Raw genomic sequence first — 21,696 nt, 5'->3', positions numbered from 1 at the left:
CACCTCGCCTAGCAGTGGAAGTTTCGACCCTAGTACGCCTCGTCGGTCGGCGGGAGGGGTGACAGCGGGCCCACCGTGCGTTCGTAGCTGCGGGACAAACCCTCGATCAGGGCGTCCAGGCCCAGCGTGAAGGCGCCCTCGTCGACCTGTTGCTGGTGCTCGGCGAGCCGGTGCGCCTGGCTCAGGTGCGGGTACTGGTCGGCGTAGAGGCTCGGGTCCTCGACGAAGCCCCGGGCGAACGAGCCGAGCGCCGAGCCGGTCACGAAATACCGCATCAGCGCGCCGATGTGGGTGGCCCGGGCCGGTGGCCAGCCCGCCGTGACGAGTGCCCCGTAGACGGCGTCGGCCATCGCCAGCGCCGCCGGTCGGCGTCCGGGTCCCTGTGCCAGGTGCGGCACGATGTTCGGGTGCGCGGCCAGGGCCGCCCGGTAGGTGTGGCCCCACCGGCGCAGCGCCACCCGCCAGTCGACCGCGCCGAAGTACGAGACGTCCACCTGGCCGGTGATGCTGTCGGCCACCGCGTCGAGGATCGCGTCCTTGGTGGCGAAGTGGTTGTAGAGCGACGGCCCCCGGACACCGAGTTCGGCGGCGAGGCGACGGGTGGAGAAGCCGGCCAGCCCGTCGGCGTCGATCAGCGCCACGGCGGCCTCGACGATCCGCTCCCGGCTGAGCAGCGCCTGTCGTGGCCGGGGCATGGGCTTCCTCCTCGGGTCGGTGCTCTGTGGCGGAACTCTGCCACACCGCAGGTCTGGACAGCCGAAAACTTGCAGCGCTAGTTTAAACGCAGAGACGTCACCAGCCCAACCGAAAGGACGGGTGCGCACATGGACTTCGGACTGTCCGACGAGGAACGGGCCATCCGCGACACCGCCCGCGACTTCATCACCCGCGAGGTCATGCCGCTGGAGCAGGAGCTGCTGCGCCGGGAACGGGCCCACCAGCCCGGCCTGGAACGCGCCGAACTGCGCGAGTTGCAGCTCAAGGCGCGTACCTTCGGCTTCTGGGGCCTGGCCACGCCGCAGCGGTACGGCGGCATGGAGCTGCCCGCCGTCGTCCAGTCGCTGATCTGGACCGAGATCGGCCGTACGTTCGTGCCGTTCCGGTTCGGTGGCGAGGCCGACAACATCCTCTTCCACGCCACCGACGAGCAGCAGAAGGAGTTCCTGCTGCCGACCATCGAGGGGGAGCGGCTCTCCTGCTTCGCCATCACCGAGCCGGGCGCCGGCTCGGACGCGGCCAACATCAGGTTCCGCGCGCGTCGCGACGGTGACGACTGGATCCTCAACGGCGAGAAGACCTTCATCACCGGCGGCAACGACGCCGACTTCGCCATCGTCATCGCGGTCACCGACCCCGAGCGGGGTGCCCGCAACGGCGGGGCGACCGCGTTCCTGGTGGACCGGGCGATGGGCTGGCGGTCGGAGTTCATCCCGACGATGGGCGAGGGTGGGCCGGCGTCGCTGGTCTTCGACGACGTACGCGTGCCGCACCGCAACATCCTCGGCGAGATCGGCCAGGGCTTCGCCCTCGGCATGGAGTGGATCGGCAAGGGGCGCTACACCATCCCCTCGCACGCCGTCGGCATCGCCGAGCGGGCGCTGCGGATGGCGATCGAGCACGCCAACACGCGGGAGACCTTCGGCACGAAGATCGGCGCCAACCAGGCCATCCAGTGGATGATCGCCGACTCGGAGACCGAGCTGGAGGCGGCCCGGTGGCTGATCCTGCGTGCCGCCTGGACGGTCGACGCGGGTCTGGACCCACGCCACGCCTCCTCGATGGCGAAGCTCTACGGGGCGGGCATGGTCAACCGGGTGGTGGACCGGGTGCTCCAGATCCACGGCGGCATGGGCTACACCCGGGAGCTGCCGATCGAACGCTGGTACCGGCAGGTGCGGCTGTACCGGATCTTCGAGGGCACCGACGAGATGCAGCGCCTGATCATCGCCCGCGACCTGCTGCGCGGGTACACGAAAATCGGCGGGCATCTGGCCGCATAATCGTCAGAATCGTCGGCATGCCCGCACCCCGTCACGTCGCCATGATCGGCAGCACCGCGCCGAGCCACGTCTATCCCTCGCTGGCCCTGATCCGGGAACTCGTCGACCGGGGCCACCGGGTCACGTACGCCGTCGGCGCACCGCTGACCGAACTGGTCGCGTCCACCGGCGCGGAGCCGCTCGCCCACCCGACGATCCTGCCGCAGGGCGACACCGCCTGGCCGGAGGACCCGGGTACGGCGATGCGGGTCTTCCTCGACGAGGCCGTGGCGGTGCTGCCCCGACTGACCGCCCGCTACGACGAGGACCGACCGGACCTCGTGCTGTACGACATCGGCGGGCTGGCGGGGCCGTTGCTCGGCGCCCGGTACGGCGTACCGGCCGTGCAACTGTCGCCCGCGATGGTCGCCTGGGACGGCTACGACGAGGACATGGCGGAGTTCTACACCGCCCTGCGTGCCTCGGAGTCCGGGCGCGACTACTACGCCACGCTGGAGCGGTGGCTCGCCGACAACGGCGTCCCGCAGGACGGGCACGCCTACCTGAGCCGCCCGCCGCACGTCCTCGCGCTGATCCCCGAGGTGATGCAGCCGTACGCCGACCGGGTGTCGCGGCAACGGGTACGCTTCGTCGGCCCGTGCCTCGACCCCGCCCGGCTCGCCGAACCGGGCTGGACGCCACCGGCCGACGGGCGGCCGGTGCTGCTGGTCTCCTTCGGCACCGCGTACAACGACCAGATGCCGGTCTATCGCGCGTGCCTGGACGGGTTCGCCGACTCCCGCTGGCACGTGGTGCTCGCGGTCGGCGACAAGGTGGACCCGGCTGCGGTGGGGCCACTGCCGGAGCACGTCGAGGTGCACCGCCGGGTGCCGCAGGTGGCGGTGCTGGGGCACGCCTCGGCGTTCGTCACGCACGCCGGGATGGGCGGCTGCACCGAGGCGCTCTGGTGCGGCGTACCGACGGTGGCGATCCCGCAGGCGGTGGACCAGTTCGCCAACGCGGACCGGCTGGTGGCGGCGGGGGTCGGTCGGCTGCTGCCGGCAGGGGAGGTCACCGCGCAGACCCTGCGGACGGCGGTGGACGCGGTCGCCGACGACCCGGAGCTGCGGCGTCGGCTGGACACGGTCCGGTCCGAGGTGCAGGCGAACGGCGGCGTACGGCACGCCGCCGACGCGGTCGAGACCTTCCTCGCCTCCCGCTGACGCCGTTGGGTGCGTCTCATCGTGGCGGGGCGTGCTTCATCGTGGCGGTGTGGCTGGTCCCGTGTCGGCGTGTCGAACAGCCACACTGCCACGATCAGCGGGGCGAGCGTGCCTCACGAGGGGAGTGGGAGTCTCATGGCCGACGTCGGGCTTCGGGCGATGGGCAGTGGCGACGCTGAGCGGGTGTTGGCGATCTACCAGGTCGGGTTGGACGGCGGGCAGGCCAGTTTCGAGACCGTCGCGCCGAGCTGGGCCGCCTTCGACGCCGGTCGGCTGCCGGCACACCGGCTGGTCGCGGTGGACGCCGACGACGTGGTGCTCGGCTGGATCGCGGTGTCGCCGACCTCGACCCGAGCGGTGTACGCCGGGGTGGTCGAGCACTCCGTCTACGTGGACCCGGCCGCCCAGGGGCGGGGCGTGGCCCGGCTGCTGCTCGACGGGCTGATCGCCTCGACCGAGGCGGCCGGTGTCTGGACCATCCAGTCCGGCGTCTTCCCGGAGAACGTCGCCAGTCTGGCGCTGCACCGGCGGGCCGGCTTCCGCGTCGTCGGCACCCGGGAACGGGTGGGCCGGCACCACGGCCGCTGGCGCGATGTCGTCCTCCTCGAACGCCGCAGCCCGGTCGTGATGTAAGGAGGGGTCCCCTGCTATGCACCAGGCGTTAGCAGGGGACCCCTCCTCACCCTCCTACGGGTACTGGCGCAGATAGACCGGTGCGCCGACGCGCTCCATGTCGGCGGCCTCGCCCACCCCGTTGACCACGTGGTCGATGGTGCCGGCGCTGAGGTTCACCGTCATGATGTGGTGCAGCCGGACCCCCGGCCGCACCGGCACCTCGAACCCGTTCTCGGTGCGGATCGACGGGTTGTTCTGGTTGAACACGTACACGCCGCCGCCGTACAGGGTGTGGTGGCGTACCCGGTCGGCGACCTTGTAGCCGGCCCACCCGTTGACCGTGCCGTTCATCCAGTCCGCCTGCGTGGGCGGGTCGTACGGCAGCTCGTTCTGATAGAGGACCGTGGTGCCGTGCTCGCCGTTCCAGACGGTGTTGTACCGCTGGAAGTGCTCCACGAACAGTCCCGTGGCGGTGACGTGGTCGCCGTTGATGACCGCGCCGTACCGTCCGGTGTTGGTCCGCCAGCGGTCGGTGTCGCCGTTGACCCCCTCGGTGAAGCCCTCGACACCGTGGTCCCCCCGCCACACCCAGGTGTGGTCGATCAGGACGTGGTCGCTGTTGACCTCCAGCGCGGTGTCGGTCTTGCCGATGTGCGGCCCGCCGATGCGGAAGTACACGTCGGAGAGCGTGGTCGGGTTCTTCGGCGTGCTGTGGTCGCGGCCGTGCTTGCGGCCGACCCGCAGCAGCACCGGCGACTCGGTGAGGCCGGCGTCGATGGTGACTCCGGCGACGACCACGCCGGGCACCCCGGCGACGTCGAGCGGTACGGCTCCCTTCACGGCGGTGAGCGTGGCGTGCCCGATGCCGAGCACGACCGTGTCGGGACGGCGCACCTCGATGCTGCGGGCCACGTCGTAGACGCCGGGGGTGAGCAGCAGGTGCTTGCCCCGGGCGAGCTGCGAGTTGATCGTCTGCACCGAGTCGGACGGCTTGGCGACGAAGAAGTCACCGATCGGGATGGTGCGTCCCGGCGTCAGCCCGTTGGCCCAGGTGATGCCCCGGGTGTCGCGGCGGGCGGCGGGCACCCGGACCTGGTACTTGCCCTTGGCGTCGACGAACAGGTACGGCTTCTCCCGGCTGACCGGCGTGGTGTCCAGGGTGGTGTACGGCGGGTCGGGGAATCCGGCGTCGTCGGGCGCGCCCACCACACCGGAGAAGACCTGGTTCCACACCCCGTTGGACCAGCTCTCGACCTCGCTGTTGCGGGTCAGCCACTGCTGCTGCGAGCCGTTGGTGGTGGCCGGCAGCCGGGAGTCGGCGATGAAGCCGCCGCTGGCGTACTGCGGCCCGTTGGTGCAGTAGTCCATCAGCGACAGTCCACCGCCGCTGATGTCCAGCCGCCGCATCGACACCGCCTGGGAGACCGCCCAGAAGTTGGCCGTGGCGCGGCAGTCGTCCTGGCCGGCGGCGTTGATGCGCAGCGACAGGTTGGACAGCGTGCGCCAGAAGTTCACCAGCGCGATGCAGTTGCCGGTGCCCCCCTCGGTCAGGCACCGGTTGTACGCCTCGATCTTGCCGTTGATGACCACGTCGGTGGGGGAGGCGCCCAGCCCGGAGATCTCGGTGTAGTAGCCGACCTTGATCTGGAGCGGCTGGGCCGCGGTGCCGTAGCTACCCGGCCGGAACAGGTACGCGTGCCGGGTGGTGCCCATCTCGTTGTCGACCTGGGCGGTGTGGGCCGCGTCGAGGGTGGCCTGGATCCGGCTGACCGGCATGCTCGGGTCGAAGATCGTGACGTTCGGCCCGAAGTTCGGGGTGACCGGTCGGGGCGGGCCCGCGCCGGCCGGGGTGGTGATGGTGACGGCGGCGGTGGTCAGCACGAGGCCGAAGGCCAGCGCGCGACCGAGCCGCCGGCGGTGTGGTCGAGTCGGCATTCGTTCGTCCTTCCCGTCGGGGCGGCGCGATCTCCGGCCCGACGACGCGGTGGACCCCGTGAGAGCGCTCTCTCAGCGGGACGGACTTGTATCACGGTGTGAAGAATCAGGGGTTGAGATGTTTCTACCCCGTAACCGCGTCGGGCGCCATGGTCGGGACGCATCGATTTCCGTGGGCGTCCACCACGTGGGCCCGCCGGGTGCCGTCCCGGCCGGATTCCCCGGCCGGGACGGCACAGCTCACCGCGTGACGGGTGACGCGGTCCGGCCGCGCCGCCGGGCGGCCAGCCCCAGGACGGTGTCGACGACCAGGAAGCCGAGCAGCGGGACACCGAACCACGGCAGCGCCCAGCCCGCCGCGACGGTGACCGGTACGCCGACCAGCAGCACCCACAGCGGCAGCCCGCGCAGACCGCCCCGGGCGGGTGGCGCCCCGGCGAACGCCCGCCGGTCGGTGCGGGTGGGGCGGCGCTGCCACCACATCCGGTAGCCCCAGACGATGACACAGAGCAGGCCGACGGCGAGCGCGGCGAGCAGCACCTGGTTGACCACACCGAAGAGCAGACCCATGTGCGCCTGTACGCCGAGCGCGCTCACCTGCGCCAACAGCGGCCAGTCGGCGAAGTCGAGGCGGGCGGTCACCGTACCGTCGGCCGGGTCGACGGCCACCTGGTCCAGGTTCACCGGCCAGGTGTTGTCGGATTGGGCGACCGTCCAGGCGCTGCCCGGCCCGCCCGGGGTGATTGCGATCGGCCCGTCCAGACCGGCCGTGCGAGCGGCGGCTTCCACCCGGTCGAAGGCGGCCATGTCGGACGCCTCGGTGGGCGCCCCGCCGTGGTGGTGCTCGCCGCCGGAGTCGGCCGGTACGTCGGTCAGGCCGGTCGACAGCGCGGGACGGGAGGCGTCCAGCGCGTCCAGGCCGGCGGCGAAGTTCCCGCCGGCGAACCGGGACCAGGTCAGCCCGGTGGCGGAGAGCACGAGCAGACCCACCGCGAGCCAGACGCCGACGGTGGCGTGCCAGCTTCGGGTGCGCCGGACGCCCTTACCGGCGGCGAGGTCCGGCACCAGCAGGTGCTTGGCCCGGCCGCGTCCGCCGCGCCGACGCCACCACAGGGCGATCCCGCCCAGCGCCAGCACCCACAGCCAGCTCGCGGCGATCTCGGAATAGTGCCGTCCGAGGTCGCCGAGGTGCAGGTTGCGGTGCAGGTCGTCCAGCCAGGTGGTGGCCGGCGTGGACCCGAACCAGGTGGTCAACTGCCCCCGCACCTGCGCGGTGTACGGGTCGACGTAGACGGTGTGCTGCCTGTCGCCCAGTTCGGGCAGCGCGAACACCACCCGGGTGGTGTTCTCACCGCTGCCCGGGGAGACGCCGAACAGGCTGCCGTCCGGGTGGGCGGCCCGCGCGGCGGTGATCTGCTCGGCCAGCGGCCTCGGCTGGTCGCCGACCGCGGCGACGGTCAGCTCGTCGCCGTAGAGGATCCGGTCCAGTTGCGGGGTGACGGTGTACGCCAGACCGGTCAGGGCGGCGACGACCAGGAACGGCGCGACCAGCACGCCCGCGTAGAAGTGCAGGCGAACCAGGAGCGCGGCCAGCGGCGAGAGACGTCGTTGTGGGCGGGCGGGCGACGGCTCGGAGGCGGGTCGGCCCGGGCCGGGCGTGGAGTCCGGTGTGGAGGCGCCGGAGACTTCGGTCAGAGACATGACTTTTCCGATCGGATGAGAAGGTCTTGCTGCGGACGCGCCCGTGCCCTTCGGGTCGGTGTTGCTGCCGTCGCCCGGTTGCCCGCCGCTCTGCCCTCTAGTCGGACGCCGGGCCGTCGCGGTTCCCGCGACTCTCGCGGTCGTCGCCCGACACGCCCCGGTGGCAGCGCTCGCCCAGTTCGCGCAGCGCCGTCACCAGCTCGGGTGGGCCGGGTACGGTGAAGTCGACGCCGAGCACCGCGATCATCCAGGCCAGGTCGGCGGCCGTCTCCGCGCCGAGGTGCAGCAGGCAGCGGCGCTCGTCGACCGCCTCCACCGCACCCATGCCCGGCCAGACCCGCTCGGCCACCACGGCGGCGGGGGCGTGCATGGTGACGGTGGCGCGGACCGGGTACGGCCCGGTGGACAGCGTCCGCGCCAGGTAGGCGCTCGCGTCCACGTCGGGCAGCTCGCGGGCGACGAACCGGGGCCCGGTGGGCGTACGCGGACGCAGCCGGTCGACCCGGAACGAGCGCCAGTCCTCGCGGTCGACGTCCCAGGCGACGAGGTACCAGTACCGGCCCCAGCTCACCAGCGCGTGCGGCTCGACGGTGCGTTGGGACCGGTCGCCGTGATGGCTGGTGTAGTCGAACCGCAGCCGCTCCCGCCGGTGACACGCGTCGGAGACGGCCACCAACACGTCCGGGGAGACCGTCGGGCCGGGGCCCTCGGCGCGGACCGTGGCGCGGTGCAGGCCGCTGACCCGGTGCCGCAACCGGGACGGCAGCACCTGCTCCACCTTGTGCAGGGCGCGCAGCGCGGTCTCGCCGATGCCGCTGACCGCGCTGGCGGTGGCGGTCCGCAACCCGATCGTCACGGCCACCGCCTCGTCGTCGTCGAGCAGCAGCGGCGGCAGCGCCGCCCCGGCACCGAGCCGGTAGCCGCCGGTGCCCTGCGTGGCGTGCACCGGGTAGCCCAGCTCGCGGAGCCGGTCGACGTCGCGGCGCACGGTCCGCGCGGTCACCCCGAGCCGCGCCGCCAGCTCCGCGCCGGACCACTGGCGGTACGTCTGGAGCAGCGACAGCAACCGGAGCAGGCGTGCGGAGGGCGTCGACATATGATCGAGGATGCCACCGGCTTAGGACCGGAACTGACCTAACCGGCTCCTAGCGTCGACCCCATGACCGACGACATCGTCCCGTTCCGCCTGGACGTCCCGCAGTCCCAGCTCGACGACCTGCACGCCCGGTTGGCCGCGACCCGCTGGCCCGAGCTGCCCGACGTCGGCTGGGCCCGAGGCGTACCGGTGGATCACCTCCGGGACCTGGCCGAGCACTGGCGTACCCGCTACGACTGGCGCACCCACGAGGCGGAACTGAACAAGCTCCCGCACCACCTCACTGAGGTCGACGGGCAGCGGCTGCACTTCCTGCACGTACGCTCAGCCGAGCCGGACGCCACCCCGCTGCTCCTGCTGCACGGCTGGCCCGGCTCGTTCCTGGAGTTCCTGGACACCGTCGGGCCGCTCACCGACCCCCGCGCGCACGGCGGCGACCCGGCGGACGCCTTCCACCTGGTGATCCCGTCGCTGCCCGGCTTCGGCTTCTCCGCGCCGCTGTCCGGGCCGGGCTGGGGCAGCGAGCGGATGGCCGGCGCGCTGGTCGAGCTGATGGATCGGCTCGGCTACGCCCGCTACGGGGTGCAGGGCGGCGACACCGGCTCGTACGTCGCCCCGGCGATCGGCCGGCTGGCCCCGGAACGGGTGGTCGGCGTGCACCTCAACGCGCTGCTGACCTTCCCCTCCGGGGCCGAGGGCGAGCTCGACGGCCTCACCGACGTCGAGCGGGCCAGGCTGGACGCGCTGACCGCCTACAACGACGGGTACCTCCAGATCCAGGCGAAGTCACCCCACACGCTCGCGTACGGGCTGCACGACTCGCCGGTGGGCCAGCTCGCCTGGATCGTGGAGATGTTCCACCGGTTGACCGACCGGCCCGCCGACGGTCACCTCGACGACGTGATCGATCGGGACCGGCTGCTGACCAACGTCACCCTGTACTGGCTGACCGGCACGGCAGGCTCCGCCGCCCAGGTCTACTACGAGGACATCACCGCCGCCGGCTGGTCCGACGACGCGTACGGCGACGACGCCGCCGGGAAAGACGCCTCCGGGGACGGCGCGGCGGGCGACTGGGGCGTGGGGGAGTGGTCCACCGTGCCGACCGGGGTGCTGGTGTCCCGATCCCGCGACGACACCATCCGGCGACTCGCCGAACGCGACCACCACGTCGTGCACTGGGCCGAGTACGACACCGGCGGGCACTTCTTCGCCCTGGAGCAGCCGGACATCTTCGTCGCCGACGTGCGCGCGTTCTTCGGCAGGCTGCGCTGATCGCGCGGATCACGCTGCACTGATCGCGGGTTTCACGCTGCGCTGTTCGCGGGTTTCACGCTGCGCTGTTCGCGGGTTTCACGCCTGCGGTCCGACCAGGCAGTTCCCGCCCGGAGTAGCCGATCGGCAGTAGCCCCCGTCCGTGCGGATGGGGGCTACTGCGCCGGGTTGACATACAGCAGGGCGGGCCCTTTCGAGCTGAGAGCGGAAACGGATCGCGGTAGGTGTCCAACGGCAACGGCAACGGCGCACGCGTCCAGCGGTGCGATAGCGCAAACGGTTCAGCTCGACAGGCGCCGAAGGAGGTACCCGGGTCGAAGGGCCCGCAGGCCGCGACGGCCGCCGTTGCCCGTGCGGCCCCACCGATCACGATCCGGTGGTGACGGAGGGTGCAGGTCAACCCGCCCGATACCTCGGAAAGGCTCAGTGGCACGAAAAGGTCGACGCCAGAATGTCGCTGTGGGGGTCAACGAATCAGGCATGGGGCTGGCCCGGTCGACGGCCAGGGTCGGTGCGTCGATCTCATCGGTGGGCCGGGCCATCGGCTGAATCCGCCCGAGGCGGCCGTTCGGCGTACCACCATGTGGTGGGCGACGAACGGGGGCGACGTGAGCGAGCTGCTGCTGATCATCACGTTGGGCGTCACCGTGCTCGTTGGGACCACCCTCGGTGGTCGCTATCGGGTCGCGCCGCCGGTGCTGCTCATCTGCATGGGCGCGCTGCTGGCGCTGCTGCCGCCGCTGTCGCACGTCATCCTTCCCCCCGAGGTGGTGCTGCTGCTGTTCCTGCCGGCCATCCTCTACCGGGAGAGCCTGACCACCAGCCTGCGCGAGGTCCGAGCGAACATCGTGGTGATCACGCTGCTGGCGGTCGGGCTGGTCGGCGTCACGATGGTGGTGGTGTCACTGGTCGCGCAGCGCTTCGGCGTCGACCCGGCGGTGGCCTGGGTGCTCGGTGCGGTGCTCGCCCCGACCGACGCCGCCGCCGTCGCCGGTCTGGCCAAGCGGATGCCCCGGCGCCTGCTCACCACGCTGCACACCGAGAGCCTGATCAACGACGGTACCGCCCTGGTGCTGTTCGCCGTGGCGCTCGGGCTGCTCGGCGGCGGCGCCGCGCCGACCGTGTTCGAGCTCGTGGAGCGGGTCGGCCTGTCGTTCCTCGGCGGCATCGCGGCCGGTCTGCTGGTCGGCACCGTGGTCATCCTGATCCGCAAGCGCCTGGACGACCCGTTGCGGGAGGGCGCGATCAGCGTGCTCACCCCGTTCGCCGCGTTCTTCCTCGCCGACGTCGTGCACGAGAGCGGCGTACTCGCGGTGGTGGTCTCCGGGTTGATGCTGACCGCCGCCAGTCCCCGGGTGGTCCGGGCCCGGTCCCGGGTGCTGGCGTTGTCGTTCTGGGACCTGACCACCTTCCTCATCAACGGTGGACTGTTCGTCCTGGTCGGTATGCAGATTCCTCGGGCGGTACGCAGCGTCACCAGCGTGTCGCTGCCGCGTGCGCTCGCCATCGCGGTGGTGGTGGCCGTGGTGCTGGTGGTGGTGCGGATGCTCTGGCTGCACCTGACCGCTCTCGTCGCCCGGTTGGTGGATCATCGCGCGGCCTCGCGCAACCGCCGGGTCAACTGGCGGATCCGTACCGTCGCCGGCTGGGCCGGGTTCCGGGGCGCGGTCTCGTTGGCGGCGGCACTCGCCGTCCCGCTGAGCATCGACGGCGACCAGGTCCCCGAACGAGATCTGATCATCTTCTGCGTGGCCACGGTGATCCTGCTGACCATGCTGGTGCAGGGCACCACGCTGCCCCTCCTGCTGACCTGGGCGGGGCTCACCGGCGACCCGGAACGCGAGGACGAGAGCCGGCAGGCCCGGGTTCGCGCCACCCAGGTCACCCTCGACGCGCTGCCGGACATCGCCGAGCGGATCGGCACCGACGCGGACGTTCTGCGGCGGATCCAGGACGAGTACGCGGGGCACCTCGACGCGGCTCAGGCCGAGCCGGAGGACGAGACGGCCGCCGCCCAGGAGGCGGAACGTCGGCTACGGCTGGCCGCGCTGGACCACAAGCGCCGCGAGATCACCCGGATGCGCGACGCCCGGGAGATCGACGACGTGGTGCTGCGCGAGTTGCAGGCCCGGCTGGACGTCGAGGAGATCCGCCTGCTCGGGCCGCACACGCTGGAATGACGGCGCACCCACCGTGCCGCGTGCCGCGCCGCTCAGGTGGTTGCGGCGGGCGGGGTGGGTGCCGGCAGCGCCAGCGCCACGGTGAGGTCGAGCAGGCTGCGCGGATCGGTGAGCCGCTCGCCGTAGAGCTGGCGGAGCTGACCCATCCGGTACCGCACGGTCTGCGGATGGACGAAGAGGTCGGCGGCGACGTCGTCGCGTCGGCCCTGGTGCAGCAGCCAGGAGCGCAGCGTCTCGGCGAGCCGTTCGGCGCTGGCCGCAGGCAGCGTGGCCAGCGGTTGCAGGACCCGGGCCCGCAGGTCGGCGAGGGCCTCCAGGTCGGCGCTGAGCAGCAGTTCGGCCAGGTGACGCTCGGTGTCCACCGGCTCGCCGTCGTCGGGCGGCGCGATGCCCAGGGCGCTGACCCGCAGCACCCGGTGATAGGAGGAGCAGGCCCGGGCCCAGGGGCGGGCCGGCCCGAGCACGGCGCGTCGGCCCTGCAACACCCGGGCGAGCTGCCGTCGCCGGTCGCCGTGCATGTCCGGTACGAGCAACACGGCGGTCTCCGCGCCCGACTCCCCGGCGGGCAGCTCCTCGGTGCTCTCCAGCGTGTGCTCGTCGAGCAGGGCCAGCGCGCCACGCAGTTTCGTCTGCGGCAGCAGCGCGACGGTCAGCGTCTGCGGCAGCGGCCAGTCGGCCCGCTCCGCGCTGCGCACCAGCACGTCCTCCGGCTCGCCGAGGAGCAACTGCTGGGTGAGCCGTTCCAGGTTCCGTCGGCGGGCCCGCCCGACGCTGGCCAGTTCGTCGGCGTGCCCGGCGACGCTGGCGGCGGAGAGTTCGTCGATGTAGGCGAACATCAGCTCGGCGAACTCGGCGACCGCGGCGGCGGGCGACCCGATCGCCACGGTGGTCGCGGCCAGTTCCCGCCAGGAGACCCGGGCGCCGATCCGGTACGCGGCCAGCAGCGCGTCCACGCTGCGACCCGACCGGGCCTCGCCGCTGCCCAGCGCGTACGCGGCCTCCAGCGCGGGGACCAGCGGTGTGCTGGGGTCGCCGCCGTGGGAGCGTTCGAGCAGTTGCAGGAACGTGCCCAACGCGATCTGCACCGCGTTCTCGATCTTGTCCCGCATCTGTCCGGTCAGGGTGCCGGAGTAACTGGGCACCTCCGCCGTGATCGCGGTGACGGTTCGTTCGGCGACCAGCGGCAGACGCTCGCGCAGCTCACCGGCCACCCGCTGGTCCAACTCGATGCGAGCCGCCCGATGGCTGGTGCCGGAGTTTTCCGCCACGTTGTTCTCCCCGCACAAAACGGATGGGTCACTTTACCTTCGCCGGCCAAGATTTTATGCCCAGCACACGGCGACCATCGTCCTATGACCGCCACCGTTCCGCGACCGGGCGCCAAGGTATCCCTTCGACGCCGTCTGTGGCGACTCGCCGAGGCGGTGACCACACCGGTACTCCCCGCGGACTACCTCGACCTGGTCGCCCCGCTGCGGTCCGGCGCCGACCTGCGCGGACGGATCGTCGAGGTACGCCCCGAGACGGCGGACGCGGCGACCGTGCTGATCCAGCCGGGACGCAGTTGGCGTGGCCACGTCCCGGGCCAGTACGTACGCCTCGGTGTCGACGTCGACGGCGTACGCCAGTGGCGGGCCTACTCGGTGACCTCGGCTCCCGGCCGCCGTACCGACCCGATCTCGGTGACCGTCAAGGCGATCCCCGACGGCGTGGTCAGCAACCACCTGGTGCGGCGGGTACGCCCCGGCACGCTGGTGCAGCTCGACCAGGCGCGCGGCGACTTCGTGCTGCCCTCGCCGGCGCCGGAGCGGGTGCTGTTCCTCACCGCCGGCAGCGGCATCACCCCGGTCGCCGGGATGTTGCGCTCCGGCGCGCTGGACGGCAGCGACGTGGTGCTGGTCCACTCCGCGCCGACCGCCGACGACGTGGTCTTCGGCCCGGAACTGCGCGCCCTCGCCGCGCGCGGCGCCCTCCGGCTGGTGGAGCGCCACACCTCCGTCGAGGGACTGCTGGACGTCGCCGAACTCGACACCCTCGTCCCCGACCACCTGGAACGTCGCACCTGGGCGTGCGGCCCGCTCGGTCTGCTCGACGCGGCCGAGGCGCACTGGGACGCCCGTGGGCAGGCCGAGCGCCTGCACACCGAACGCTTCCGGCCCACCATCATCACCGCCGGTGACGGCGGCACGGTCACCTTCACCACCTCGTCGGTGACGGTGGCGGCCGACGGCACCACCCCGCTGCTCGACGCCGGTGAGAACGCCGGCGTGCTGATGCCCTCCGGCTGCCGGATGGGCATCTGCTTCGGCTGCGTGCTGCCACTTCGCCAGGGCGCTGTCCGCGACCTGCGCAACGGACAGCTGACCACCGCCCTGCCGGGCGACGGCGTACGCGTGCAGACCTGCGTGTCGGCCGCGGCCGGGCCCTGCGAACTCGAGATCTGAATCGGAGAACCGCCGCCGTGACCGTGATCCAGAAGAAGGCCAACAACCCGATCGCGCACCTCACCGCCGAGGACATCGAGAACCTCGGCCGGGAGCTCGACGCCCTGCGGCAGCGGGTGATCAACTCCCGGGGTGAGCGGGACGCCGCGTACATCCGCAAGGTCATCTCGACGCAGCGCAAGCTGGAGGTCGGCAGCCGGGTGGTGCTGCTGTTCTCGCTGTTCCCGCCGGCCTGGATCATCGGCACCGCCGGTCTGTCGGTGGCCAAGATCCTGGAGAACATGGAGATCGGGCACAACGTCCTGCACGGCCAGTGGGACTGGATGCGCGACCCGAAGATCCACTCGACGAGCTGGGAGTGGGACCACGCCACCCCGGCCTCGCAGTGGAAGGAGTCGCACAACGAGCTGCACCACCGCTACACCAACGTGGTCGGCAAGGACAACGACCTCGGCTACGGCATCATGCGGGTGGACGAGGACCAGCCCTGGCACCCGGCCTACCTGGGTCAGCCGGTCTACAACTTCGTCAACGCCTGCTTCTTCGAGTACGGCGTCGCCGCGTACGACCTCGACCTGGCCAACAACCTCAAGGACGGCAAGCACAAGAGCCCGGAGTTCCGGGCCCGCCTCCGCGCGGTCGGCCGCAAGATCCGCCGCCAGGCGCTCAAGGACTACGTGATCCACCCGCTGCTGTCCGGCCCGTCGTTCTTCCACACCATGGCCGCGACCTTCACCGCCAACCTGGTCCGCAACCTGTGGAGCCACTCGGTGATCATGTGCGGGCACTTCCCGCAGGGCGTGGAGACCTTCGAGAAGACCTCGATCGAGGGGGAGACGCGGGGCGAGTGGTACCTGCGGCAGATGCTCGGCTCCGGCAACATCAGCGGTAGCAAGCTGATGCACATCATGACCGGCAACCTGTCGTTCCAGATCGAGCACCACCTCTTCCCCGACCTGCCCAGCAACCGCTACCAGGAGATCGCCCCCGAGGTGCGGGCGCTGTTCGACAAGTACGGCCTGAAGTACGTCACCGGCTCCCTGCCGCGACAGGTGCTCTCCGCATGGGGCAAGGTCTTCCGCCTCGCCCTGCCGAACCGGCGCCGGCGCACCGACGTCACCGACGACCGTCCGGCGACGCCCGCACTGGTCGCCGCCGGCGTCTGACGCAGCCAGCGTCCGTCGCCGCCGGTCAGCGGCGGCTCGGATAGTTCTGGGCCGACTGCCGGCCCTTGACGAAAGCCAGCACGATCACCGCGGCGAGCGCGATGACACCGATGATGAGCAGCCAACGGACCGCTTCGAGGAGCAGCCCGAGCAGGACGAGCACACCGGCCACCACGGCGACCACCCAAAGCAGGGCACGCATCTGAACCTCCTGAGCAGGTCGCCCGGACGATCCGGGCGGCCTGCCTGGTCAGCTACCCCGTTCGGCCCGGCCTCATGCCTGCCCGGCGAGGTCAGGCGCGGTCGAGGTCTGCGCCACATAGACCGTGTTGGCCGATTCGCCGCCGGTCAGCGGGTTCGGGAAGCGCACCACGTGGCTGCGGTGGGTCGGGAAGACCTCGGCGAGGACCTCCTCGAAGCCCGGCTCGGGCGGGTCGTCCGACCAGAGCGCGAACACCCCGCCCGGACGCAGTAGCCGCGCCAGGCGGCGCAGCCCGCCCGGGGTGTAGAAGTCGGCGTGGCTCGGGTGCAGCACGTGCGCGGGGGAGTGGTCGACGTCCAGCAGGACGGCGTCGAAACGACGCCCGGGCGCGTCGGGGTCGAGGCCGTCGCCGCCGGCCACCCGGGCGAAGAAGTCGGCCCGGGCCAGCCGGGTACGCGGATCGGTGGCCAGCCCGGCGGCGAACGGCAACAACTCGCGCCGGTGCCAGTCGATGACGTCCTCGACCGTCTCCACCACCAGCAGCGCGCCCACCCGATCGTCGGCCAGCACGGTCCGTGCCGTGTAGCCGAGCCCGAGCCCACCGACGGCCACGTCCAGGCCGGTCCCCGACAGCGGCGCCAACCCCAGCTCGGCCAGCGCGACCTCACCGGCGGTGAACAGGCTCGACATCAGGTACTCGTCGTCGAGCTTGACCTCGTACACGTCGAGGTCGAGACGGGGGTCCCGGCGTCGACGCAGGCTGATCTCGCCGATCGGGGTCGGACGCCAGGCCAGTTCCTCGAAACGTACGCTCACCGGCCGGATGCTACGCGCAAGACGGCGGGCGGTGACGCACGGTCCACGCGACATCGACGCGGCGCATATCCTGTGCGCCGACCGTCTCGCGCGGAGGAGATCGCATGCCGTCGCGGCAGGACCAGCTCCACTCGTACCAGTTCACCCTCCAGCGGGTGGTGGCGGCGCTGGTGATGCGCGAGACCGACCCGGTGCAGTCACCGATGCGGCGGCTCGCCGGTGCCGCCCTGGCCAGCGTCCTGGTGGCGGTCGTCGGGCTGGGCGCGTTCGCCCTCTACGGCCTGTTCACCGGCGGCGGCGCGACGTGGCGGGACACCGCCGCCGTCATCGTCGAGAAGGAGTCCGGTGCCCGGTTCGTCTACCGTGACCAGCGGCTGCACCCGGTCCACAACTACGCCTCGGCCCTGCTCATCGTCGGTGCGGACCGACCGAGAACCGTGTTGGTGTCACGTCGCTCGCTCGACGGGGTGCCGCGTGGCGTACCGCTGGGCATCGGCGACGCGCCCGACTCGCTGCCGGACACCGGGCGGCTCACCAGCGCGCCGTGGACGGTCTGCTCGTCGGTGGCGACCCCGGCCGCACAGGAGCGGCCCCGCTCGGTGCTGCTGATCGGTTCCGGGGTCGACGGCGGTCGGCCGCTCGGCGCGTACGCCCTGCTGCTGCGCGCCCCCGACGGCGCGTTGCATCTGCTCTGGCAGCAGCGGCGACACCTGGTCCGGGACCCCGACCGGGTGCTGGCCGCGCTGGCGGTCACCCGGGCGCGGGCGGTGCCGGTCGCCGCGGCCCTGCTCAACGCCGTCCCGGCCGGCGTGGACCTGAAGCCGCTGGAGATGCCCGGCCTCGGCGACCGGTCCGCTCGGGTCGCCGGTGCGCGGATCGGTGACGTGATGGTGGTGCGCAACCCCGGCGGCGGACGACAGTACGCGGTGGTGCTCCGCGACGGTCTGGCCGGCATCACCGAGTTGCAGGCCGCGCTGCTGCTGGCCCGCACCGGCCAGCGTGAACCGGACCAGGTCAGCCTCGGCCGTTTCGCCGCCCTGCCGCAACTCGACGACCTCACCCCGACCGGCCCCGGCGCACCGCCGGAGGAACCGCCCCGGCTGGCCACCGGCGACGCGCCGACGCTCTGCGCGCGGGTCGGCGACGACACCGGCCCGGTCGAGCTGCACCTCGGCGTGGACCTGCCGGAGCCGGCCGTCGCATCGCACCGACCGACCGGTCAGGTGGCCGACCAGGTGCTGGTGGAGCCGGGGCGCGGGGCCGTCGTCGAATCGGTCGCTGCGCCCGGCGCCACCGGCGGGGCGATCTCCCTGGTCACCGACCTCGGTCGGCGGTACGTCCTGGCCGACGCCGCCGTGGCGGCCATGCTCGGCTACGGCGAGGTACGCCCGGTCCGGCTACCCGCAGGCATGGTCGACCTGATCCCCGCCGGAGCGCCCCTGGACCCCGAGGCAGCCCGCCAGGCCGCCACCCCCTGATGAAAGGAAGGGCCCCCTACTAACGCCTGGTGCATAGGAAGGGTCCCTTCCTAACATCCGGGGACGGCGAGGGCCACACTCGGGCGTTACGGTGGGGTACACGATGTACCCCTATTGGGTGAGGTGTCTCCGTGACCGATCAGCAGCAACCCACCCCGGGCCAACGCGTCGAGCGACTTCGCCGAGCTGCCGGGCTTTCCCGTGAACGCCTTGCCGGTGTGAGTGGACTCTCGCCGACGACCGTGAAGTTCATCGAGAAGGGGCGACGGTCGTTGACGCTGCGGGCCGCACAACAGTTGGCCCCGCATCTCGGCGTACGGGATCTCGGTGACCTGTTCGGCCCGTCCGTCTCGCTCTCCCTTGACGCCCGGGTCAGTCATCCCGCCGTTCACGAGGTTCGACGTGCTCTGACCGCCTGGCACATCACGGTCGACGGTGAACCGGAGAGCACCGACTATCTGCGGGGCGCGGTCGACTCCGCCTGGCAGACCTGGCACACGTCCCGGCATCAGCGGACTGCGGTTGGCGAGGCGCTGCCCGTTCTGCTCGACGCGACCCAACGGGCGGCTCGGCTGCATACCGGCGCCGAACGACGGGCAAGCCTTGCGCTTCTCGCGCAGGCATACCATCTCGCGCAGGCGTACCTGGCGTGGCACGGTGACCGCGAGCTGGTCTGGCTCACCGTCGACCGCGGGATGACTGCGGCCCTGGACGCTGACGATCCGCTCGCGATCGCGCAGGCGAGTTGGTATGCCGCGCATCTGCTGCGCTCGGTCGGTCGTGGTGACGAGGCCTTGGAGCGGCTCCGGGATGCGCGGGAGCTGATCGCACCTCGGGTTGCCGAGGGTGGGACGGAGTGGGCGGAGATGCTCGCCGACCTGCACCTGAACGAGGCGCTCACGCGCGCCCGGACGGGCGACCAGGGGGCATGGTCGGACTGGGATGCCGCGAGAACGGTGATCGACCGTGCGTTGCCGGACGGCTTCGTGGGTCTGAGGACCAGGGTGTCGCGGCCGTTGGTCGACGTGTACGCCGTCATGTGCGCGGTGGATCTGGGCGACCCGGACGAGGCTCAACGTCGGGCTCACGCCCTGGACCCGGCGTCGATCCCATCGACCGAGCGTCGCGGCCGACACTATGTGGAGCTGGCCCGGTCGGCCGATCTGGAGGGTGCACGGGAGGCGACCCTGCACCTGCTCACGCGGGCCGAGGCGACGTCGCCGGAGACGGTTCGGTACTCCCCGATAGCGCAGGACATGGTCAGCCGGTTGTGTCGCGAGGCGCCGGCGTCGATTCGCGCCGAGGCCGTCGACCTCGCACGCCGAATCGGTGTGACCGACCTGTAGGTACCGCCCGTCACCGGGTACGCCACGTACCCCCTGCCCGGACGCCCCCTGCTTAGCGTGATCATATGGTGGCTCCAGGGAGTATGTGCTGGTGGGATCCCTTCGCCGCTGTCCATGACGAGCGGAGGCGAACGGGTGATCTGGTGGGGGCCGTGCGTCGCGGCGCAACACATCGTGTGGCGGGTGGCCGTCCGAACTGAGGTGGAGCGGACACCGGTCAGGGAGTTGTTGGCCCGGACGTTGCCGGATCGGTCGCGTCGTGAGTGGTGAGCTGTTGCCGATCGGTCGGCGGGTGGCGTATTGGCGTGGTCGGCGGCGGATGTCGCAGCAGGTGTTCGCCGACCGTCTGGGCAAGTCCAAGAGCTGGGTGGACAAGGTCGAGCGTGGTGCCAGGTCGTTGGACAAGGTGTCCACGATCGTGGACGTCGCCGCTGTGCTGGGGATCGACCAGTCTGTGCTGCTCGGCCGTGACACCCGCACCGATGGGGCCAGCGGACGGCCGGAGGGTGTGGAGCGGATCCGGGAGACGTTGTCGACGTACGACGTCGTCCTGGGGCGGCGAGCCTCGGGTCGGGACGCGTCGTCGACGGCTCAGGTGGCCCGGACGGTGGAGCATGCGTGGACCACCTACCAGTACGCTCGGTACCCGGACCTGATCCGTACATTGCCGGAGCTTCTGACCGCAGCGCAGCGCGGCCACGCCCTCGATCCGAGCACGGGCCGGGGGCCGCTGGTGGAGGCGTATCGGGTGACCGCGTCGCTGCTGGTGAAGCTCGACGAAGGCGAGTTGGCGTGGTTGGCGGCCGATCGGGCGATGGCCGTCGCCGTGGGTGATCCGGTGTTGGTGGCCGCCGCAGCGGTGCAACTGGTGCAGGTACTTCGGTCCACCGGACGGGCGCGGCTGGCGGCATCGACCAGCCGGTCCGCCGCGTACCGCATCGCACCGCCGGACCTCGACGGTGAATCTCCGGCGTGCCTGTCGTTGTGCGGAACACTGCTCGTGCAGGCCGCCCTCGCGGCGGCCGGGCACGGCGACGAGGGAACTGCCCGCGCCCTGCTCGGCGAGGCTGCTGATCTGGCCGCGCGAGTGGGTGAAGGTCGCGACCACTATCGGACCGCGTTCGGACCCGCCGCCGTGGCCGCCGCCCGGATGTTGGCAGCGGTCGCATGCGGCGACGGAGGCGACGCGGTGGTCTGGCATCATCGGGTGGTCAGCGGCGAGGGGTGGCGGTGGCTGCCCGTCGAGCACCGTGCCGCGTACCTGATCGACGCTGCCCGCGCCCATCTTCAGGTGGGCGACCCGGTCAGCGCCGCTCGGATCGTGCTGGAGGCCGAGCGCACCGCCCCCGCTGAGGTGCGCCACCGACCCGCTGCTCGTGATGTGCTCGCCCAGCTCATCCGTAGCCCGGATACTCCGACGACAGTCGTGCAACTCGCCGTCGCCCTCAGGGTGTCCGGAGTATGACGGCACCGTTCCTGTCCTTGGCCCAGATCCTCAACCGGCTCGCCCTTACCGCGCGGTGGACCCTGCGCGACCACCAGCCGACAGTCGGCGGCACGTGTCCTGTCTGCCGCATACCGGACTGCGCGGTGGCCGCCGCCGCTCGCGACGTTCTCGACGCGATCAGGCGGATGCGGTGGCGGGGCGGCGCAGGATGGTGACGGCGAAGTCGGCGTCGTCGTGCCACGGGCGCAGGTCCCAGGTGGCGAAGCGGTGATCGAGGCGCAGTCCGGCGGCGACCACGTCGGCGTCGAAGTCGGTCAGCGGATAGCCCCGGTCGGTGCCGAAGCCCACCGCCGCCACCCCGTCCGGGCGCAGGTGCGCGGCGACGCGCCGGAGTACCGCGCCCTCGGTGCCGGCCGCCACGAAGGCCATCACGTTGCCGGCCAGCACGGCCGCGTCGAACGGCTCGGGTTCACCGGCCGCCGCCAGGTCCAGCTCGGCCAGGTCGGCGACCAGCCAACGCGGCCCCGGGTGGTCGGCGCGGGCCGCGTCCACCAGGACCGGGTCGGCGTCCACACCGACCACGGTGTGGCCCCGGGCGGCGAGCTCGGCACCGACCCGACCGGTGCCGCAGCCGGCGTCGAGGATCCGGGAGCCCGGCGGCACCAGCGTGTCCAGCAACCGGGCCTCCCCGGCCAGGTCGACCCCGTCGGCCGCCATGCGGCGGAACCGGTCGACGTACCACTGGGAGTGCTCGGGGCCGGTCTCGGTGGCCCACCGGGTCGGGTTGCCCATG

Annotated in this window: 18 protein-coding genes; 10 read left to right on the top strand and 8 right to left on the bottom strand. The window is 71.9% G+C overall.

All coding sequences use genetic code 11. The annotated features are described in order from the left end of the window. Positions 1-29: 29 nt before the first annotated feature. On the bottom strand, positions 30-695 hold the full coding sequence (locus tag ACWDVW_RS16755; RefSeq protein WP_449949417.1) for a TetR/AcrR family transcriptional regulator: 666 nt from the start codon (positions 693-695) through the stop codon (positions 30-32). Positions 696-824: 129 nt separating this feature from the next. Here ACWDVW_RS16755 and ACWDVW_RS16750 point away from each other — a divergent pair, with 129 nt between their 5' ends. The 3 genes from ACWDVW_RS16750 to ACWDVW_RS16740 all read left to right on the top strand — a co-directional run bounded on the left by ACWDVW_RS16750 (position 825) and on the right by ACWDVW_RS16740 (position 3,835). Then, positions 825-2,000 (top strand): acyl-CoA dehydrogenase family protein, encoded by a 1,176-nt coding sequence (locus ACWDVW_RS16750; protein ID WP_449949415.1) that lies wholly within the window; start codon positions 825-827, stop codon positions 1,998-2,000. Positions 2,001-2,017: 17 nt separating this feature from the next. Next, positions 2,018-3,202 carry a macrolide family glycosyltransferase gene (locus ACWDVW_RS16745; protein ID WP_449949412.1) on the top strand — a complete coding sequence of 395 codons (1,185 nt, stop codon included), beginning with the start codon at positions 2,018-2,020 and terminating at the stop codon, positions 3,200-3,202. A gap of 135 nt (positions 3,203-3,337) precedes the next feature. Next, entirely contained in the window at positions 3,338-3,835 is a 498-nt protein-coding gene (locus ACWDVW_RS16740; RefSeq protein WP_449949409.1) for an N-acetyltransferase family protein, read from the top strand. 54 nt (positions 3,836-3,889) lie between these two features. Here ACWDVW_RS16740 and ACWDVW_RS16735 read toward each other — a convergent pair whose 3' ends face one another. The 3 genes from ACWDVW_RS16735 to ACWDVW_RS16725 all read right to left on the bottom strand — a co-directional run bounded on the left by ACWDVW_RS16735 (position 3,890) and on the right by ACWDVW_RS16725 (position 8,549). Continuing rightward, the gene (locus tag ACWDVW_RS16735; RefSeq protein WP_449949406.1) at positions 3,890-5,752 is read right to left on the bottom strand and encodes an adenylyl cyclase; all 1,863 of its coding nucleotides are present in this window, start codon (positions 5,750-5,752) and stop codon (positions 3,890-3,892) included. Between the two features lie 240 nt (positions 5,753-5,992). Beyond that, on the bottom strand, positions 5,993-7,453 hold the full coding sequence (locus ACWDVW_RS16730; RefSeq protein ID WP_449949404.1) for a PepSY-associated TM helix domain-containing protein: 1,461 nt from the start codon (positions 7,451-7,453) through the stop codon (positions 5,993-5,995). Between the two features lie 97 nt (positions 7,454-7,550). Continuing rightward, positions 7,551-8,549, bottom strand: a complete 999-nt coding sequence (locus ACWDVW_RS16725; RefSeq protein WP_449949402.1) for a helix-turn-helix transcriptional regulator — start codon at positions 8,547-8,549, stop codon at positions 7,551-7,553. Between the two features lie 63 nt (positions 8,550-8,612). Between ACWDVW_RS16725 and ACWDVW_RS16720 the strand changes: the two genes are divergently transcribed. Continuing rightward, the gene (locus ACWDVW_RS16720; RefSeq protein ID WP_449949399.1) at positions 8,613-9,824 is read left to right on the top strand and encodes an epoxide hydrolase family protein; all 1,212 of its coding nucleotides are present in this window, start codon (positions 8,613-8,615) and stop codon (positions 9,822-9,824) included. 608 nt (positions 9,825-10,432) lie between these two features. Further along, the gene (locus ACWDVW_RS16715) at positions 10,433-12,004 is read left to right on the top strand and encodes a Na+/H+ antiporter (protein WP_449949397.1); all 1,572 of its coding nucleotides are present in this window, start codon (positions 10,433-10,435) and stop codon (positions 12,002-12,004) included. A gap of 32 nt (positions 12,005-12,036) precedes the next feature. Here the strand turns inward: ACWDVW_RS16715 and ACWDVW_RS16710 are convergent, their stop codons facing one another. After that, a complete protein-coding gene (locus ACWDVW_RS16710) occupies positions 12,037-13,272 on the bottom strand; it encodes a PucR family transcriptional regulator (RefSeq protein WP_449949394.1) in 1,236 nt (411 codons plus the stop codon). 84 nt (positions 13,273-13,356) lie between these two features. Between ACWDVW_RS16710 and ACWDVW_RS16705 the strand changes: the two genes are divergently transcribed. Beyond that, positions 13,357-14,448, top strand: coding sequence for a ferredoxin reductase (locus ACWDVW_RS16705; RefSeq protein ID WP_449949392.1), 1,092 nt, complete (start codon positions 13,357-13,359; stop codon positions 14,446-14,448). Between the two features lie 17 nt (positions 14,449-14,465). Then, entirely contained in the window at positions 14,466-15,614 is a 1,149-nt protein-coding gene (locus ACWDVW_RS16700; protein WP_449949390.1) for a fatty acid desaturase family protein, read from the top strand. A 25-nt stretch (positions 15,615-15,639) separates the two neighbouring features. Here the strand turns inward: ACWDVW_RS16700 and ACWDVW_RS16695 are convergent, their stop codons facing one another. Together ACWDVW_RS16695 and ACWDVW_RS16690 are read right to left on the bottom strand one after the other, a co-directional pair. Next, positions 15,640-15,816 (bottom strand): hypothetical protein, encoded by a 177-nt coding sequence (locus ACWDVW_RS16695; RefSeq protein WP_350694112.1) that lies wholly within the window; start codon positions 15,814-15,816, stop codon positions 15,640-15,642. A 72-nt stretch (positions 15,817-15,888) separates the two neighbouring features. Beyond that, entirely contained in the window at positions 15,889-16,632 is a 744-nt protein-coding gene (locus tag ACWDVW_RS16690) for a spermidine synthase (protein WP_449949387.1), read from the bottom strand. Positions 16,633-16,736: 104 nt separating this feature from the next. On the opposite strand from ACWDVW_RS16690, the gene eccB reads away from it, so the two are divergent. From eccB to ACWDVW_RS16675, 3 genes are all read left to right on the top strand, one after another. After that, positions 16,737-18,110 carry a type VII secretion protein EccB gene (eccB, locus tag ACWDVW_RS16685; RefSeq protein ID WP_449949385.1) on the top strand — a complete coding sequence of 458 codons (1,374 nt, stop codon included), beginning with the start codon at positions 16,737-16,739 and terminating at the stop codon, positions 18,108-18,110. A 131-nt stretch (positions 18,111-18,241) separates the two neighbouring features. Further along, on the top strand, positions 18,242-19,456 hold the full coding sequence (locus ACWDVW_RS16680; RefSeq protein ID WP_449949382.1) for a helix-turn-helix transcriptional regulator: 1,215 nt from the start codon (positions 18,242-18,244) through the stop codon (positions 19,454-19,456). A 259-nt stretch (positions 19,457-19,715) separates the two neighbouring features. After that, positions 19,716-20,921 (top strand): helix-turn-helix domain-containing protein, encoded by a 1,206-nt coding sequence (locus tag ACWDVW_RS16675; protein ID WP_449949379.1) that lies wholly within the window; start codon positions 19,716-19,718, stop codon positions 20,919-20,921. A gap of 159 nt (positions 20,922-21,080) precedes the next feature. Here the strand turns inward: ACWDVW_RS16675 and ACWDVW_RS16670 are convergent, their stop codons facing one another. After that, positions 21,081-21,695, bottom strand: coding sequence for a class I SAM-dependent methyltransferase (locus ACWDVW_RS16670; protein ID WP_449949376.1), 615 nt, complete (start codon positions 21,693-21,695; stop codon positions 21,081-21,083). Position 21,696 lies beyond the last annotated feature (1 nt).

The sequence above is a fragment of the Micromonospora sp. NPDC003241 genome, from assembly GCF_053589795.1.
The sequence above is the reverse complement of the archived record's forward strand: the minus strand, read 5'-3'. Positions and strand labels throughout refer to the sequence as shown.